At 73.7% G+C, this 15,276-nt stretch carries 15 protein-coding genes; 6 read left to right on the top strand and 9 right to left on the bottom strand.

Annotated features, from left to right (window positions below):
• The 3 genes from Q7T52_RS14730 to Q7T52_RS14720 all read left to right on the top strand — a co-directional run.
• Positions 1-415: hypothetical protein (locus Q7T52_RS14730; protein WP_304803763.1), on the top strand; the 415-nt coding region annotated here is incomplete at its 5' end.
• Positions 416-426: 11 nt separating this feature from the next.
• Positions 427-1,155: a class I SAM-dependent methyltransferase gene (locus tag Q7T52_RS14725; protein WP_304803761.1), complete on the top strand. Its 729-nt coding sequence runs from the start codon at positions 427-429 to the stop codon at positions 1,153-1,155.
• Between the two features lie 41 nt (positions 1,156-1,196).
• Positions 1,197-3,053, top strand: a complete 1,857-nt coding sequence (locus Q7T52_RS14720) for a hypothetical protein (protein ID WP_304803759.1) — start codon at positions 1,197-1,199, stop codon at positions 3,051-3,053.
• A 4-nt stretch (positions 3,054-3,057) separates the two neighbouring features.
• On the opposite strand, the gene Q7T52_RS14715 is transcribed toward Q7T52_RS14720, so the two are convergent.
• The 7 genes from Q7T52_RS14715 to Q7T52_RS14685 all read right to left on the bottom strand — a co-directional run bounded on the left by Q7T52_RS14715 (position 3,058) and on the right by Q7T52_RS14685 (position 12,057).
• Positions 3,058-3,753, bottom strand: coding sequence for a response regulator (locus tag Q7T52_RS14715; RefSeq protein WP_304803757.1), 696 nt, complete (start codon positions 3,751-3,753; stop codon positions 3,058-3,060).
• Complete coding sequence (locus Q7T52_RS14710; RefSeq protein ID WP_304803756.1) at positions 3,750-6,257, bottom strand: DUF4118 domain-containing protein; 2,508 nt, start codon at positions 6,255-6,257, stop codon at positions 3,750-3,752. The genes Q7T52_RS14715 and Q7T52_RS14710 overlap by 4 nt, the downstream gene beginning before the upstream one ends.
• 4 nt (positions 6,258-6,261) lie before the next feature.
• Positions 6,262-6,876: a potassium-transporting ATPase subunit KdpC gene (kdpC, locus tag Q7T52_RS14705; protein WP_304803755.1), complete on the bottom strand. Its 615-nt coding sequence runs from the start codon at positions 6,874-6,876 to the stop codon at positions 6,262-6,264.
• Between the two features lie 10 nt (positions 6,877-6,886).
• Positions 6,887-8,908: a potassium-transporting ATPase subunit KdpB gene (gene kdpB / locus Q7T52_RS14700; protein ID WP_304803754.1), complete on the bottom strand. Its 2,022-nt coding sequence runs from the start codon at positions 8,906-8,908 to the stop codon at positions 6,887-6,889.
• Complete coding sequence (gene kdpA, locus Q7T52_RS14695; RefSeq protein WP_304803753.1) at positions 8,905-10,569, bottom strand: potassium-transporting ATPase subunit KdpA; 1,665 nt, start codon at positions 10,567-10,569, stop codon at positions 8,905-8,907. Before kdpA ends, kdpB begins: the two co-directional genes overlap by 4 nt.
• A 187-nt stretch (positions 10,570-10,756) precedes the next feature.
• Positions 10,757-11,641, bottom strand: coding sequence for an alpha/beta fold hydrolase (locus Q7T52_RS14690; RefSeq protein WP_304803751.1), 885 nt, complete (start codon positions 11,639-11,641; stop codon positions 10,757-10,759).
• A gap of 17 nt (positions 11,642-11,658) precedes the next feature.
• Positions 11,659-12,057, bottom strand: coding sequence for a nuclear transport factor 2 family protein (locus Q7T52_RS14685; protein WP_304803749.1), 399 nt, complete (start codon positions 12,055-12,057; stop codon positions 11,659-11,661).
• Between the two features lie 54 nt (positions 12,058-12,111).
• Here Q7T52_RS14685 and Q7T52_RS14680 point away from each other — a divergent pair, with 54 nt between their 5' ends.
• Genes Q7T52_RS14680 through Q7T52_RS14670 form a run of 3 tightly spaced genes read left to right on the top strand, consistent with a single transcriptional unit; the run spans position 12,112 to position 14,166 of the window.
• Entirely contained in the window at positions 12,112-12,645 is a 534-nt protein-coding gene (locus Q7T52_RS14680) for an RNA polymerase sigma factor (RefSeq protein ID WP_304803747.1), read from the top strand.
• Complete coding sequence (locus Q7T52_RS14675) at positions 12,642-13,493, top strand: hypothetical protein (protein WP_304803746.1); 852 nt, start codon at positions 12,642-12,644, stop codon at positions 13,491-13,493. The genes Q7T52_RS14680 and Q7T52_RS14675 overlap by 4 nt, the downstream gene beginning before the upstream one ends.
• A gap of 22 nt (positions 13,494-13,515) precedes the next feature.
• Positions 13,516-14,166, top strand: coding sequence for a potassium channel family protein (locus Q7T52_RS14670; RefSeq protein ID WP_304803744.1), 651 nt, complete (start codon positions 13,516-13,518; stop codon positions 14,164-14,166).
• Positions 14,167-14,245: 79 nt separating this feature from the next.
• Here Q7T52_RS14670 and Q7T52_RS14665 read toward each other — a convergent pair whose 3' ends face one another.
• Both Q7T52_RS14665 and Q7T52_RS14660 read right to left on the bottom strand, forming a co-directional pair.
• Entirely contained in the window at positions 14,246-14,824 is a 579-nt protein-coding gene (locus Q7T52_RS14665) for a hypothetical protein (RefSeq protein ID WP_304803743.1), read from the bottom strand.
• A 133-nt stretch (positions 14,825-14,957) separates the two neighbouring features.
• Positions 14,958-15,276 (bottom strand): HNH endonuclease signature motif containing protein (locus Q7T52_RS14660; protein WP_304803741.1); only part of this gene is annotated, 319 nt, incomplete at its 5' end.

Here is a 15,276-nt window from a genome sequence, read left to right as displayed (position 1 = left end):
GGCCGAGCAGGCCGGCGCCCAGGCGACCCAGGCCGGCGGGGCCCAGGCCGGCCAGGCCGCCCGCGACACGGTGACCCAGGTCGGCACCTCGGCCTACGTCGACGCCCTCAACAACGTGCTGCTCATCGGGGCGATCCTCTGTCTCGTCTGTGCGGTGCTCTGCTTCTTCCTCATCCGGCAGCGCGACTTCGACGCCGTCGGGCGCTACGACGCCGCCACCCCGCCCGGTGGTCCCTCGGGTGAGGCGCCGGGCCAGGAGTTGGGCCAGGACTCGGGCGAGGCGCCGGGCGACGACCGGCCGCGCCACGTCGACCCCGACGCCGAGGAGCCGCCGATCGCGGGAGGCGCCCACGCCGCCGGGGCCCACGTCGGACCCGCCGCCGAGGTCACACCCGAAGAGCCCCGCACGACGTAGGGTCCGCAGACGTGCCTCGTCCCAATCCGCTGCTGCGCTTCTTCCGCCACTACGAAGGTCCGCGGATCCACAAGTGGATCCACTACTTCGAGATCTACCACCGCCACTTCGCACGCTTCCGCGACGAGCCGGTCACGATCCTCGAGTTCGGCGTCAACCAGGGCGGGTCCCTGCGGATGTGGGAGCACTACTTCCACGACGACTCCAAGATCGTCGGCGTCGACATCGACGAGCGGTGCCGCCAGTTCGAGGGTGGCAACGTCTCGATCGAGATCGGCGACCAGGAGGACCGGACGTTCCTGCGCTCGCTCGTCGAGAAGCACGGCCCGTTCGACGTCGTGATCGAGGACGGCGGCCACCAGATGGGCCAGCAGATCGCGACGTTCGAGGAGATCTATCCCGCGATGTCCGAGGAGGGCTGCTTCCTCATCGAGGACCTCCACACGAGCTACTGGCCCGGCTACCAGGGCGGGCTGCTCCGTGAGGGCACGTTCATCGAGTACGCCAAGCGGCTCAGCGACCAGCTGCACGCCTGGCACTCCAAGCAGGACGACTTCGTCGTCGACACGTTCACCGAGACGACCCGGTCGATGCACTTCTACGACAGCGTCGTCGTCTTCGAGCGCGGCACCGTGACCAAGCCGGTCGCCCGCAAGCGCGGCACCGACTACTTCGACGTCCGCGACGGCCAGGGCCGCACCCAGCCGGGCCAACCCGGCCAACCCGGCCAACCCGGCTAGCGCGGTGTCAACGCGGTGGCCCCGCCGGGCGTTGACCTGACATGAGCCGTACGACGCGCACCCCGGTCCCGCTGTCCCTCGCCCTGGTCACCGCCCTGGTCACCGCCCTCCTCGCCACGCTGCTCGTGGCCGCGGTCGCCCCGGCCGCCCCGGCGGCCGCGGCGGCGCCCGGGATCTCGTTCGACCTCGAGCAGCGGGCCCTGCCGGGCCAGCGAGAGTTCGTCCAGGGCTACCTGTCGGGGCCGGCGGCCGTGCCGCGACCGGTGCTCGTGCAGCAGCGGCGCGGTGGCGGCTGGGCCACGGTGGTGCGCGACCGCTCGTTCCGCGGCGGCGAGTTCATCATCGAGACCCGGACCCCCCGGCGTACCGGACCGGTGACCTGGCGCGTCGTCGCCCCGCGGGTGCGCGCCGGTGGCCGGGTCCTGCGTCGCCTGGTCAGCCGGAGCGTGCGGCAGCAGATCGTCGTCCAGCGCCTGGTCTGGAAGCTGCCGGCGTCGGCCGAGGTCGGCACCCGGGTGCTGTCGCCGGCCCGCCTGCGGCCGTTCGTGGTCGACCAGACCCTGGCGCTCGAGCAGCTGGTCAACGGGCACTGGCAGCACGTCGCCGGGATCGACGGCTCGGGCAACCGGTTCGACTTCGTCCAGCTCGCCTCGGGCGCGACGCGCTACCGGGTGCAGGGCAGCGACGGCCGCTACACCTACAAGACCCTGCGCGGGACGCCGACCGACGTCGTCCTGCCGACCAGGCGGCTGTCGACGACCAGCAACGGCTCGCAGACCGGCGGCGGCACCGGCTTCTTCGGCTCCGCCGACGCCACGGACGCCTCGGCCAGCGACGACGGCCGGTGGGTCGCCTTCACCTCCTCGGCCGTCGACGCCGTGCCCGGTGACACCAACGGCGTCGACGACGTCTTCCTCAAGGACACCGCCACCGGCCGCCTGCTGCGGGTGGCCCACGGTCCCCGCGGCGCCGAGCCCAACGGCCTGTCCCGCTCCCCCTCGGTCAGCGGCGACGGTCGGTTCGTCGCGTTCGTCTCCCGGGCGGCCAACCTGGTGCCGGGCAACCGGGCCCGTCGGCTCGACGCCTACGTGTGGGAGCGGGGGACCGGCACGATCACCCGGGTCGGCCGGTCCGCCGCCGAGCCGTCGATCAGCGCCGACGGTCGCTGGGTCGCCTTCACGTCGGGTACCGACGTCCTGCTGCGCGACCGCACGTCGGGCACCCTCACCCGCGTCTCCCGGACGCCCGCGGGTGCCCCCGGCAACGGCCGGTCGCGCCAGCCGGCCGTCAGCGCGGACGGCCGCCACGTGGCGTTCACGACCGCGGCCACCGACCTGACCGCCGAGGCCGTGCCGGGTGTCCTGCTCTGGGACCGCACGACCGCCACGAGCTCGTTGGTCGCCGCGCGCGCCAGCAGCCCGCAGGTCGACGCCGACGGCTCGGTCGTGGCCTACGTCGCGGGCGACCAGCCCTACCGCCGCGACCTCGCCACCGCCACGACGACCCAGCTCTCCACGTCGCTGCCGGACCCGGAGGGGCTCGCGACCACCGTCGACGCGGTCAGCGCCGACGGCTCGGTCGTGCTGTTCTCCAGCGCGGCCCCGCTCGCCGACGACGACGTGGACGACGGCGACTGCCCGTCGGAGGCGGAGTGCTACTACTACGAGAACTTCACCGACACCTACGTCTACCGCGCGGCCACGGGCGCGGTCAGCATGGCCTCGCGCAGCGCGGCCGGCAGGGCGTCCGACTACTACAGCCTCGGCCAGGACCTGCTCGCCGACGGCAGCGGCGCGGTCTTCCTCTCCCGCTCGGTGCTGGTGCCGGGCCAGGTCGACCGCGGTGGCTACTACTCCGTCCACGGCTACCTCGAGGTGTTCGTCCGCGACCTGTCCTGAGGGGTCACGGCTCGAGGGTGTAGCCCAGCCCCGCCGTGGTGACCAGGTGCCGCGGCGCCGACGGGTCGTCCTCGAGCTTGCGGCGCAGCTGGGCGGCATAGACCCGCAGGTAGTGCGTCTCGTGCTCGTACGCCGGTCCCCACACCTCACGCAGCACCTGCTCGCGCGGCACGAGCCGGCCGAGGTTGCGGGTGAGCAGCTCGAGGAACGCCCACTCCGTCGGCGTCAGCCGGACGTCGTCGCCCCGGCGCGCCACCCGCTTGCGGGCCAGGTCGATGCTCAGCTCGCCGACCACCACGACGCTCTCGGTCGGCGCCGCCTCCTGCGACCGGCGTACGGCGGCGCGGAGGCGGGCCATCAGCTCGTTCATCGCGAAGGGCTTGGTGACGTAGTCGTCGGCGCCGAGGTCGAGCGCCTCCACCTTGTCCTCGCCGTGCTGGCGCGCGGAGAGGACGACGATCGGGACGGTGGTCCAGCCGCGGAGGCCCGAGATCACCTCGGCGCCGTCCATGTCGGGCAGCCCGAGGTCGAGGACCACGACGTCGGGGTGGGTGGTGTCCGCGGCATCGAGCGCCGACCGGCCGTCGGCCGCGGTCACGACCTCCCAGCCGTGGGCGCGCAGGTTGATCGCCAGGGCGCGGGCGAGGGCGGGCTCGTCGTCGACGACGAGCACCCGGTGACCGGTCACGGGGCTCGTCATGGAGCCGATCCTCGCGGCAGCGAGAGCACCATGGTGAGCCCGCCCCCGGGCGTGTCCTCCGCGGACAGCTCGCCCTCGAGCGCCTCGGTGAGCCCGCGGGCCACGGCCAGGCCCAGCCCGAGACCGCCGGGTGTGGTGTCGGAGAGCCGCTGGAACGGCTCGAACATGGCGGCCCGCTGCTCGGCCGGTACGCCGGGCCCCCGGTCGACGACCATCACCTCGACCCGCTCGGGGAGCACGTGCGCGAGCACCCGGACGGGCTCGCCGCCGGTCGCGGCCGAGACCCGCACCGCGTTGGAGACCAGGTTGGCGACCACGCGCTCGAGCAGCCCGGCGTCGGTGTGCACGACCGGCGCCGGCTCGTCGACGTCGAGGACGACGGCGCCGGGCGGCTGGCCGGCGAGGGCGAGCGGCAGCACCTCGTCGAGGCTGCGGTCGCGCAGGACCGGGCGGACCAGGCCGCTCTGCAGGCGCGACAGGTCGAGCAGGTTGTCGATGAGGCCCTCGAGCTGGTCGGTCGACGAGGCGAGCGCCTCGTGCAGCGTCGTGCGGTCGGCGGCGCCGAGCTCGCCGCTGACCAGGCCGTCGACCAGGCCGTCGACGGAGGCCCGCATCGTGGCCAACGGGGTGCGCAGGTCGTGGGAGACCGCCCGCAGCAGGGCGGTGCTGGTGGCGTCCGCGCTCTCGAGGGCGGCCGCGCGCTGCTCGCGCTCGCGGAGCCGGCGGTACTCGAGGACCAGGCTGGTCTGCACGGCGAAGGCCTCCAGCACCTTCTGGTCGGTGGCCCGCAACGGCTCGCCGCGCAGGCAGATGACGTGGTCGTCGTCGACCTTGACCCGGGTGTCGCCCTGGTCGGGGGCGCAGGCGTGGTCGGGGCCGGCGTGCGCGACGACCTCCCACCCGGACGGGCCCTGCGCCAGCAGCGACACCGAGGCCTGGCCGAAGACCTCGCGCACCCGCTCGACGATGGCCTCGGCGGTGTCCTGGCCGGTCAGCACCGAGCGTGACAGCGAGCTCATCGTGGCCGCCTCGGTGCGGGCCCGCAGCGCGTCGCCCGCGCGGCGCGAGGCGCGGTCGACGACCGTGGCGACGCCCGCCGCCACGGCGACGTAGACCAGCAGCGCCAGCAGGTTGGCCGGCTCGGCGACGGTGAGCTGGCCGGTGGGGTCGGTGAAGAAGTAGTTGAGCGCGAAGAAGCTGACGACCGCCGCGACCAGCGCTGGCAGCAGGCCGCCGACCAGCGCGACCACGACGGTGCCGGCCAGCAGCAGCATCTCGGCGAGCGGCAGCTGGTCGGTGTCCTGGAACGCCTGCAGCACCGAGGTCAGCAGCACCGGCATCACGACCGCAGCCAGCCAGCCGGCGACCTGCCGGCCGGTGCTGAGCGGGGAGAGCACGGAACGCCGCCGGGTGCCGCGCGCGACCTGGTCGTGGGTGACGAGGTGGACGTCGACCGCCCCGGCCAGCGAGGCGATGCGGTCGCCCGTCGTACCGGCGAAGAGCCGGCGCAGGCGGCCGTGCCGGGACACGCCGACGACCACCATGGTCGCGTTGGCGGCGGTGGCGAAGTCGACGACGGCGGCGGCGACGTCCTCCCCGACGACGGAGTGCGAGGTGCCACCGAGCGAGGCCACCAGCTGCTGCGAGCGCGAGATCCGGGTCTCGTCGGCGTTGCGCAGGCCGTCGGCGGCGATGACGTGCACGGCGAGCAGCTCCGAGCCGGCGGCGCGCTGGGCCAGCCGGGCTCCGCGGCGCAGCAGGGTCTCGCTCTCGGCGCCGCCGGTGACCGCGACGACGATCCGCTCCTTGGTGGGCCACGGGTGGTCGATGTCGTGCGCGCGGCGGTAGTCGCCGAGCGCGTCGTCGACCCGGTCGGCCAGCCAGAGCAGGGCCAGCTCGCGCAGGGCGGTGAGGTTGCCGACCCGGAAGTAGGACGTCAGCGACGCGTCGACCCGGTCAGGGCGATAGATGTTGCCGTGGGCCATCCGCCGGCGCAGCGCCTCGGGCGACATGTCGACGAGCTGGATCTGGTCGGCGGTGCGGACGACCTCGTCGGGCACGGTCTCGCGCTGGCGGACGCCGGTGATCCGCTCGACCTCGTCGTTGAGCGACTCGAGGTGCTGGATGTTGATGGTCGTGATGACGTCGATGCCGGCGTCGCGGAGCTCCTCGACGTCGGCGGCCCGCTTGGCGTGCCGGCTGCCCGGCACGTTGGTGTGGGCGAGCTCGTCGACGAGGACGACGGCCGGCGCGCGGGCCAGGATCGCGTCGGTGTCCATCTCGGTGAGGGTCGTGCCGCGGTGGTCGACCGTCCGCCGCGGCACCACCTCGAGCCCCTCGACCATCTCGGCGGTGTGGGCCCGGTCGTGGGTCTCGACGTAGCCGACCACCACGTCGGTGCCGCGGTCGGCGCGTCGCCGCGCCTCACCGAGCATCGCGTAGGTCTTGCCCACGCCCGGCGACGCGCCGAGGTAGACCGTCAACCGGCCGCGACGGTCCTTCATGGGATCAGTCTCGCGCAGCCTGGGTGACGGCGATGTTGAGCGCCAGCACGTCGACCCGCGGCTCGCCCAGCACGCCGAGGGTGCGGCCGTCGGTGTGCTCGTCGACGAGGCGTCGTACGACGTCCTCGGTGAGGCCGTTCGCCGCCGCCACGCGCGGCACCTGGAGGGCGGCGTAGGCCTCCGAGACGTGCGGGTCGAGGCCCGAGCCCGACGCGGTGACGGCGTCCGGAGGCACCTCGCCGGTCGACACGCCCTCGCGCTCGGCGATCTCGGCCTGCCGCTCCTTGACGGCCGCGACCAGGTCGGGGCTCTCGGGACCGTAGTTGGAGCCGTAGGTCGCCAGCGTGTCGTAGCCGTCGCCGGCCGCGGACGGCCGCGGCTGGAAGAGGCCCGGGTCGTCGACGAGCTGGCCCAGGAGGCTCGAGCCGACGGCCTCGTCGGGGTCGGTCGTGTGCGCGCCGGTCGCGGTGACGAGCGAGCCGTCCGCGCGCCAGGGCAGCGCGACCTGGGCCACGCCGGTGACGAGGAGCGGATAGGCCACGCCGAGCACGAGCGTCGCCACCACCATCACCCGCAGCCCGGCGAGGCTGAAGCGGAACAGTGCGTAGAGGTCCTTCATGACGTGGCTCCTAGAGACCGGGGAGGTGCGAGATGACGAGGTCGAGCAGCTTGATGCCGACGAACGGCGCGACCAGGCCGCCGACGCCGTAGAGCAGGAGGTTGCGCTGGAGCAGCGCACTGGCCGACGCGGGCCGGTAGGCGACGCCGCGCAGCGCGAGCGGGATGAGCGCGATGATCACCAGCGCGTTGAAGACGACCGCGGAGAGGATCGCCGAGTCGGGGTCGAGGCGCATGACGTTGAGGACGTCGAGGTCCGGGAACGCGACGACGAACATGGCGGGCAGGATCGCGAAGTACTTCGCGACGTCGTTGGCCACCGAGAACGTGGTGAGCGCGCCGCGGGTGATGAGCAGCTGCTTGCCGATCTCGACGACGTCGATGAGCTTGGTCGGGTCGGAGTCGAGGTCGACCATGTTGCCGGCCTCCTTGGCCGCGGTCGTGCCGGTGTTCATCGCGACGCCGACGTCGGCCTGGGCCAGCGCGGGGGCGTCGTTGGTGCCGTCGCCGCACATCGCGACCATCCGGCCGCCCTCCTGCTCCTTGCGGATGAGGGCGAGCTTGTCCTCGGGCGTGGCCTCGGCGAGCACGTCGTCGACGCCGGCCTCCGCCGCGATGGCGGCCGCGGTGACCTTGTTGTCGCCGGTGATCATCACGGTGCGGATCCCCATCGCCCGCAGCTCCTCGAACCGCTCACGAATGCCGTCCTTGACGACGTCCTTGAGGTGGATGACGCCGAGGAGCCGGCTCTGCCCGTCGACCCGCTCGGCCACGACCAGCGGCGTGCCGCCGCTCGCGCTGATCCGCTCGACGACCGCGTCGAGCTCGGCGCTCGAGCCGCCGGCCCACGCCGCGACGGAGCCAGCGGCGCCCTTGCGGACCTCGCGGCCCCCGACGTCGATGCCGCTCATCCGCGTGGTCGCCGAGAACGCGACGTACGTCGCCCCGGCGGGTGCCGCGGCCGCGCCACCGACGAGCGCCAGGATCGACCGCCCCTCGGGCGTCTCGTCGGCTAGCGACGACAGCACGGCCGCCTCGGCGAGCTCCTCGTCGGTGACCCCGGCGACCGCGACCAGCTCGGCGGCCTGCCGGTTGCCGTGGGTGATGGTGCCGGTCTTGTCGAGCAGCAGCACGTCGACGTCGCCGGCGGCCTCGACGGCCCGGCCCGACATGGCGAGGACGTTGCGCCGGACGAGCCGGTCCATGCCGGCGATGCCGATGGCCGAGAGCAGTGCTCCGATCGTGGTCGGGATCAGGCAGACCAGGAGCGCCACCAGCACGAGCACGTCCTGGTGGGCGTCGCTGTAGTCCGCGACGAAGTAGAGGCTCGCGCAGACGACGGTGAAGATCGCGGTCAGCGAGGTCAGCAGCACGTTGAGCGCGAGCTCGTTGGGGGTGCGCTGCCGCTCGGAGCCCTCGACCAGGGCGATCATCCGGTCGACGAACGACTGGCCCGGGTCGGAGGTGATGCGTACGACGATCCGGTCCGACAGCACGATCGTGCCGCCGGTGACGGCGCTCCGGTCGCCACCGGACTCGCGGATCACCGGGGCCGACTCGCCGGTCACGGCCGACTCGTCGACCGACGCGACACCCTCGACGACGTCGCCGTCGCCCGGGATCCGCTCGCCGGCCTCGACCACGACGACGTCGCCGGCCCGCAGCGCGGTCGAGGGGACGGGCTCGAGGCCACCCGACGGCGTACGACGCCGCGCCGGCGTCTCGGTCTGCAGCTCGCGCAGGCTCGCCGCCTGCGCCTTGCCGCGGCCCTCGGCGACCGACTCGGCCAGGGTGCCGAAGACGACCGTCAGCCAGAGCCACACCGTGACGGCCCAGCCGAAGACGCTCGGGTCGAGCACCGACAGCACGGTGGTCGCGACGGCGCCGAGCTCGACGACGAGCATCACGGGGGTGGCGAGGAGCTCGCGCGGGTCGAGCTTGCGCAGCGCGCCGGGCAGCGCCTCGGTGAGCTGGGCGGGGGTGAGGACGGCGCTGCGGGCGGTGCTGGTGGTGGTGCTGGTGGTGGTGCTCATGACAGGGACTCCACGATCGGGCCGAGGGCGAGGACCGGCACGTAGGTCAGACCGACCACGACCAGGGCGACGCCCGCGAGCAGGAGGACGAACAACGGCTGGTGGGTGGGCAGCGTGCCGGCGCCGGCGGGCCGCCTGGTCTGGGCGCCGAACCGGCCGGCGAGGCCGAGCACGAGGACCATCGGCAGGAAGCGGCCGAAGAGCATGCAGAGCCCGAGGAGCGTGTTCCAGAACGGGGTGCCCGAGGTCAGGCCGCCGAAGCCGGAGCCGTTGTTGTTGGAGGCCGACGTGACGGCGTACACCGCCTCGGAGAGGCCGTGCGGCCCGCTCTCCTGCAGGCCGGCGAGCCCGTCGGACGCGGTCAGGGCGACCGCGCTGCCGACCAGGACGAGCACCGGGGTGGTGAGCACGTAGAGGGCGACGAGGACGATCTCGCGCTGGCCGATCTTCTTGCCGAGGTACTCCGGGGTGCGGCCGACCATCAGGCCGCTGAGGAAGACGGTGACGACCGCGAGCATCAACATGCCGTAGAGGCCGGAGCCCACGCCGCCGGGCGAGATCTCGCCGAGCATCATGTTGAACATCGCGACACCACCGCCGGGCGCCGTGAGCGAGTCGTGCATGCCGTTGACGGCACCGGTCGACGTACCGGTGGTGACGGCGGCGAAGAGCGCGGTGCCGGCCGTGCCGAACCGCTGCTCCTTGCCCTCCATCGCGCCGCCGGCGAGCTCGGGGGCCGTGCCGGGCCCGGCCATCTCCGCCCAGGTGAGGAGGCTGATCGAGACGAGCAGCAGCAGGGCCATCACGGTCAGGACGGCGGCGCCCTGGCGGCGGTCACCGACGATGATGCCGAAGGCCCACGCCATGGCGAACGGGATGAGCAGCATCAGGTAGATCTCGAACAGGTTCGACAGCGGGGTGGGGTTCTCGAACGGGTGGGCGGAGTTGACGTTGTAGAAGCCGCCGCCGTTGGTGCCGAGCTCCTTGATCGCCTCCATGCTGCCGACCGGGCCACCGGTGATCGGCTGGGTGCCGCCGGTCAGCGTGGTCACGTCGTGCGGGTCGAGGAGGTTCTGGACCGCGCCCATCACGACGAGCAGCAGGGCCGCGACGAACGCGATCGGCAGCAGCACCCGGACGACGACGCGCACGAGGTCGGCCCAGAAGTTCCCGACCCGGCGCGAGCCGTCGTTGCGAGCGAGCGCGCGGGCGAACGCCGCCGCGACCGCCATGCCGACGGCGGCGGACAGGAACTGCTGCACGGTCAGGCCCGACATCTGCATCAGGTGGCCGAGCGCGGCCTCGCCGGAGTACCACTGCCAGTTGGTGTTGGTGACGAAGGAGACCGCGACGTTCCAGGCGCCGTCGGCCGGCAGCGCGGGGAAGCCCAGCGAGAGCGGCAGGTGCTGCTGGAGCCGCCCGAGTGCGAAGAGGACGAGCACGCCGACGAGCGAGAAGCCCAGCACGGTGGTGGCGTAGGCCCGCCAGGTCTGGTCGGCGTCGGGGTCGACGCGCAGTACCCGGTAGGTCACCCGCTCGACGCCGAGGTGCTTGTCCGAGGTGTAGAGGTGGGCGAGGAACCGCCCGAGGAAGGGGACGGTCAGCGCGAGCAGCGCGACGAGGGCGAGCAGCTGGCCCAGGGCCGGCGCGAGCGCGCTCACGCGTCACCCCCGCGGTCGAGGAGGCCGACCAGCAGGGCCAGCAGAGCAAAGGCCACGACGGTGGTCAGCAGGTAGAGGACATCGGTCACGGGTCCATCGGACCCCCGCCCCGGGGGTCCGCCCGACGGTCTTGACGGTTCCTTGACGGTCAGGGGGCTGTTCCTGACGGAACCCGGGCGGGGGTCCGTCAGGTCGCGAGGAACTGCCGCAGCGCCGCGATCGTCTCGGCCGGGGCCTCCTCGGGCAGGAAGTGGCCGCCGGGGAGGGCCTGGCCGCTCACCAGGTCGTCGCGCTCGGCGTACTCCCGCCAGACGGTGAGGGGCTCGTAGGCCAGGCCCACGAACCCGGCGTCGCCCCACAGCACCAGCAGCGGGCAGCCGACGCGGCGGCCGGCGGCCCAGGCGGCCTCGTCGTCGGCGAGGTCGATGGTGGCGCCGGCGCGGTAGTCCTCGGTCGAGCCCCGGATCGACTCGGTGTCGAAGCAGGCGACGTAGTCGGCGACGGCCTCCTCGGCGAAGACCGCGCCGGGGCCCGACCACTGCTCGAGCTTGCGGCGCAGGTAGTAGTCGGGTGCGCCGCCGATGAGCACCTCGGGCAGGTCGCCCTCCTGGGCCAGGAAGAACCAGTGGTCGTAGACGCGGGCCAGCACCAGGTCGACGTGGCCGAGGACGTGGCGGGTCGGCACGATGTCGACCAGCGCCGCGCGGGTCACCGCCTCGGGGTGGTCGAGGCAGAGCCGGTGCGCCACCCGGGCGCCGCGGTCGTGGGCGACGACGGCGTACTTCTCGTGGCCGAGGGCGCGCATCAGGCCGGCCTGGTCGGCGGCCATCGCCCTCTTGCCGTACGACGCGTGGTCGGCCGTCGAGGCCGGCCGGTCGGAGCGGCCGTAGCCGCGCAGGTCGGCGGCCACGACCGTGTGGGTCTCGGCCAGCGCGGGCGCGACCTCGTGCCACATCGCCGAGGTCTGCGGATAGCCGTGGAGCAGCAGCACCGGCGGGCCGCTGCCGCCGACCCGCGCGTGGATCCGGACGCCGTCGACGTCGACGTCACCGCTCTCGAAGCCCTCGAACATGGTCGTCCTCTCCCTCGTCAGCCCTTCATGAGCTCGGCGCCCATAGCCGCGATGACGGCCTCGAGGCCCTTGACCGGCCGCACCATCACCGTGAACGACGTGAGCCGCCCGTCGCCGCCCCACCGCAGCATGTCGACGCCGTGCACGACCTTGCCGTCGACCTGGCACTCGAACTCCAGCACGGCCGAGCCCCCGTCGTCACCCCCGGCGTACCACTCGTCGAGGTAGCGCAGCGTCGGGCCGAGCACGACCATCGCGGCCCGGAGGTAGGCGGTCGTGACCGCCTTGCCCTCCTGGGGCGTGTGCACGGCCGGCGAGCGGAAGACGCAGTCGTCGGCGAGCAGGGCGTCGAGGCCGGCGGGGTCGCGGGTGCGGGCGATCTCGTGCCAGGCGAGCACGGGCGAGGGTGTCGTCATGAGGTCAGTCAACCGCTCCAGACAACCCCCTGGCTCCTGGTGCGTCTCACAGGCATGACCACGACCACGGAACTCCCCGGCCGGGCGGGGCGTCACCTGACCGCCGACGACCTGGCCGAGCTCTACGCCGCCCACCGGCTGTCGCTCGTGCGCCTGGCGATCCTCCTCGTCGACGACCAGGCCTCGGCCGAGGACGTCGTCCAGGACGCCTTCGCGACGATGGCCTCCCGCCTCCACAAGCTGCGCGACCCGCACGCCGCGCTGGGCTACCTGCGCACGTCGGTCGTCAACGGCTCGCGCTCGGCGCTGCGCCGACGTCGTACGGCGCGGGCCTACGTGCCGCCCGCCGAGGCCGAGCCACCCGGGCCCGACGACCGGGTCGTCCTCGCCGAGGAGCACCGCGAGGTCCTCGCCGGACTCGAGCGGCTCGCCCCCCGGCAGCGCGAGGTCCTCGTGCTGCGTTACTGGTCCGGCCTCTCCGAGGCCGAGATCGCCGAGGCCTGCGGGATCTCCCGCGGCTCGGTCAAGTCCACCGCCTCCCGCGCGCTCGACGCGCTGGAGCAGATCCTCAAGGGAGAGGGCCGATGAACGACCTCGAGACCCGCCTCAGCGAGGCGCTCCGCGCCCGCACCGACCTCGTCGAGCCGCAGCACCTGAGCCCGGCCTCGCCGCCGGCCGTCGTCGTACCGCTGCACCGGCGCCGGGCCGCCGTCCTCACCGGGGCTGCCGCGGCGGCCGTCGCGGTGGCTGCCGCGGTGGTCGCGCTCTCGCTCGCCGACGACGACGGTGACGCCGCTCCCTACCAGCCGGCGACCTCCTCGACCGCCACCGAGGCGCCGCCGAGCCCCGCCCCGACGACGTCGCCCGAGCCCGTCGACCTCAGCGGCCTGCTGCCCGAGGACGACCCGGCCTACGTCGACGCGGGCACCCCGGTGGACTACGACGACGGCTCGACCGCCGTGGTCGAGGGCAGCACCCTGACCGTCACGAACGGTGACGACGTACGCACCCTCGAGGTGCCGGCCGGCAGCGGTCTCTCGCCGCTGCAGGTGCAGCTCGGCCAGGCCGGCGTCGGCTACCGCCTCTTCGCGACCGATGGCGGCGAGTCCGGGGTCGAGACCCTCGCGGTGCCCGACGCCGCCGGTGGGCTGACCGCGGCCGAACCCGCCGACGTCACCCCCGTGCCCTACGGCTTCGGGTTCAGCGAGGGGATCGGTGGCTACCTCACCTTCACCACCGGCGGCGGGGCCGGCCTCTACACCCGCGTGCTCGAGGGGGACCCGAACGACAACCGGTTCCGGGTCTACCGCTGGGAGGTCACCGGCCCCGGTGAGGGCGGCGGTGCCGACCAGCCCGTCCCCACGCTCGTGGCTTCCGAGGTCGGGGTCGGCTGCTACGACTTCACCGCGGTGCCCGAGACCGTCAAGGCCTGCTGACGCATCCTCCTAGGGTCGGGGCATGAGCGACGAGCGCGTCGAGCGCTGGGAACGACGGTCCGAGATCCCTCTCCTGCTCCTGGCGGTCGCGTTCCTGGCGGCCTACGCCTGGCCGATCCTCGACCCGCGCCTCGACCCGACGATCGAGGACGGCCTCGCCGTCGCCTCCTGGTCGGTGTGGGCCGCCTTCGTCGTCGACTTCGTGGCCCGCCTCCACCTCGCCGACGACGCCCGCCGCTACGCCGTGCGCCACTGGTACGACGTCGCGCTGATCGTCCTGCCGATGCTCCGCCCGCTGCGGCTGCTGCGGCTCCTGGCGTTCGCGCGGATGCTCAACCGCTCGGCGCGCTCCAACCTGAGCGGTCGGGTCGGCACCTATGTCGGCGGTACGGCGGCCGCGTCCGTCGGGCTCGGCGCCCTCGCGGTCCTCGATGCCGAGCAGGGCCGCGCCGACGCGACCATCACGTCGTTCGGCGACGCTCTCTGGTGGGCGACGTGCACGGTGACGACGGTCGGCTGCGGCGACACCTATCCCGTCACCACCACCGGTCGCCTGGTCGGGGTCGTCCTCATGGTCGTCGGGGTGGCCGTCGTCGGCACGGTCACCGCGATCGTCGCCGCCTGGCTCGTCTCCGCCGTCGCCGAGCAGCCCGACGGCGCCACCCCCCGATAGTCCCGGGCGAAATGGCCCTTCAAGACCCGTCTCAGGGGCCATTTCGCCCGGGACTATCGGGTCGGGTCGGCCGGGATCGTCAGGAAGCCGCGCGCAGCGCGTGCCGGGACGCCTGGAGCACCGAGGTCGCGAGCGCGGCGCAGCACGGGATCGCGGGGTTGAGGGGGCGGGTCGTGGCCCGGGCCGTGTCCAGACGTTCGGCGGCGTCGAGCAGGCACCGGCCGCACCGCACGAACTCGCGGTCGAGACCCGGCCCGCCCACCCCGTCGGCGAGCTGGTGCAGCCGCTCCTCGCCGAAGCGCGCGACGAGCAGGAGCGCCTCGCGCCGCGACGCCGACACCCCGCCCTCCACCCGGCCGAGCAGCACGAGCCGCGCGAGGTCGTCGACCAGCCGCGAGGCGCGGGCGACGTCGCCGACGAGCAGGAGCTGCTGGGCCGCCGTACGCCGGTCGGCGGAGCCGACGATCGCGCGCCGGACCCGGTCCTCGGCGGCCCCGACCAGCGCGTGCCGGTGGGCGCCGTCGCGCAGCACGCGCCGCGCGGTCTCGCGGTCGTCGTCGAGCACCGCCCGGACGACGGTGCCGATCGAGGTGGCGACCGCGTCGAGCAGGTCGTGGTGGGGAGGGAGGGCGCGGGGGCCAGCGGCGAGGACGGTCATGACCCAGTCCTACGTCGACCGCGCCTTCCGGGTGACCGTCCCTGACGGAACCTTCACGCCGGGGCCGTCGATCCTGACGGTCCGGGCATGCCGATGTCCCCGCCGTTGTCGGCGGGGTGTCGGGGCGGGGTGGTCAGGGTTCTCGCCTGCGGTCGACGAGCAGGGTGTTGCCGGCGGGTGAGTGCCACACGTACACGCCGGGGGCGGGCATGTCGTAGGTCCAGGCGGAGAAGGTCTTGGCGCGGTGGTGTCCTCGGCACAGGCGGGCGATGTTGCCGGACTCGGTTGGGCCGCCGTCGTCGTAGGGCTGTCGGTGGTCGCGGTCGGTGCGGGTGCGGGTGCAGAACGGGAACACGCAGCGCCGGTCGCGGAGGTCGACCTGTTCGGCGATCGCGGTGCTCGGGACGTAGCCGTGGTGGGACAGGTTGGTGTTGAGGTCGATGACGGGCTTG

This window comes from Nocardioides sp., from assembly GCF_030655615.1.
GTDB lineage: Bacteria > Actinomycetota > Actinomycetes > Propionibacteriales > Nocardioidaceae > Nocardioides.
The sequence above is the reverse complement of the archived record's forward strand: the minus strand, read 5'-3'. Positions and strand labels throughout refer to the sequence as shown.

Bases quoted from the DNA above. Each gene is read 5' to 3' on its own strand.
- Q7T52_RS14665 (WP_304803743.1), bottom strand. From the start codon at position 14,824: ATGACCGTCCTCGCCGCTGGCCCCCGCGCCCTCCCTCCCCACCACGAC.
- Q7T52_RS14710 (WP_304803756.1), bottom strand. From the start codon at position 6,257: ATGAAGGACCGTCGCGGCCGGTTGACGGTCTACCTCGGCGCGTCGCCG.
- Q7T52_RS14720 (WP_304803759.1), top strand. From the start codon at position 1,197: ATGAGCCGTACGACGCGCACCCCGGTCCCGCTGTCCCTCGCCCTGGTC.
- Q7T52_RS14685 (WP_304803749.1), bottom strand. From the start codon at position 12,057: ATGACGACACCCTCGCCCGTGCTCGCCTGGCACGAGATCGCCCGCACC.
- kdpC (WP_304803755.1), bottom strand. From the start codon at position 6,876: ATGAAGGACCTCTACGCACTGTTCCGCTTCAGCCTCGCCGGGCTGCGG.
- Q7T52_RS14675 (WP_304803746.1), top strand. From the start codon at position 12,642: ATGAACGACCTCGAGACCCGCCTCAGCGAGGCGCTCCGCGCCCGCACC.
- Q7T52_RS14715 (WP_304803757.1), bottom strand. From the start codon at position 3,753: ATGACGAGCCCCGTGACCGGTCACCGGGTGCTCGTCGTCGACGACGAG.
- Q7T52_RS14680 (WP_304803747.1), top strand. From the start codon at position 12,112: ATGACCACGACCACGGAACTCCCCGGCCGGGCGGGGCGTCACCTGACC.
- Q7T52_RS14670 (WP_304803744.1), top strand. From the start codon at position 13,516: ATGAGCGACGAGCGCGTCGAGCGCTGGGAACGACGGTCCGAGATCCCT.
- Q7T52_RS14690 (WP_304803751.1), bottom strand. From the start codon at position 11,641: ATGTTCGAGGGCTTCGAGAGCGGTGACGTCGACGTCGACGGCGTCCGG.
- kdpB (WP_304803754.1), bottom strand. From the start codon at position 8,908: ATGAGCACCACCACCAGCACCACCACCAGCACCGCCCGCAGCGCCGTC.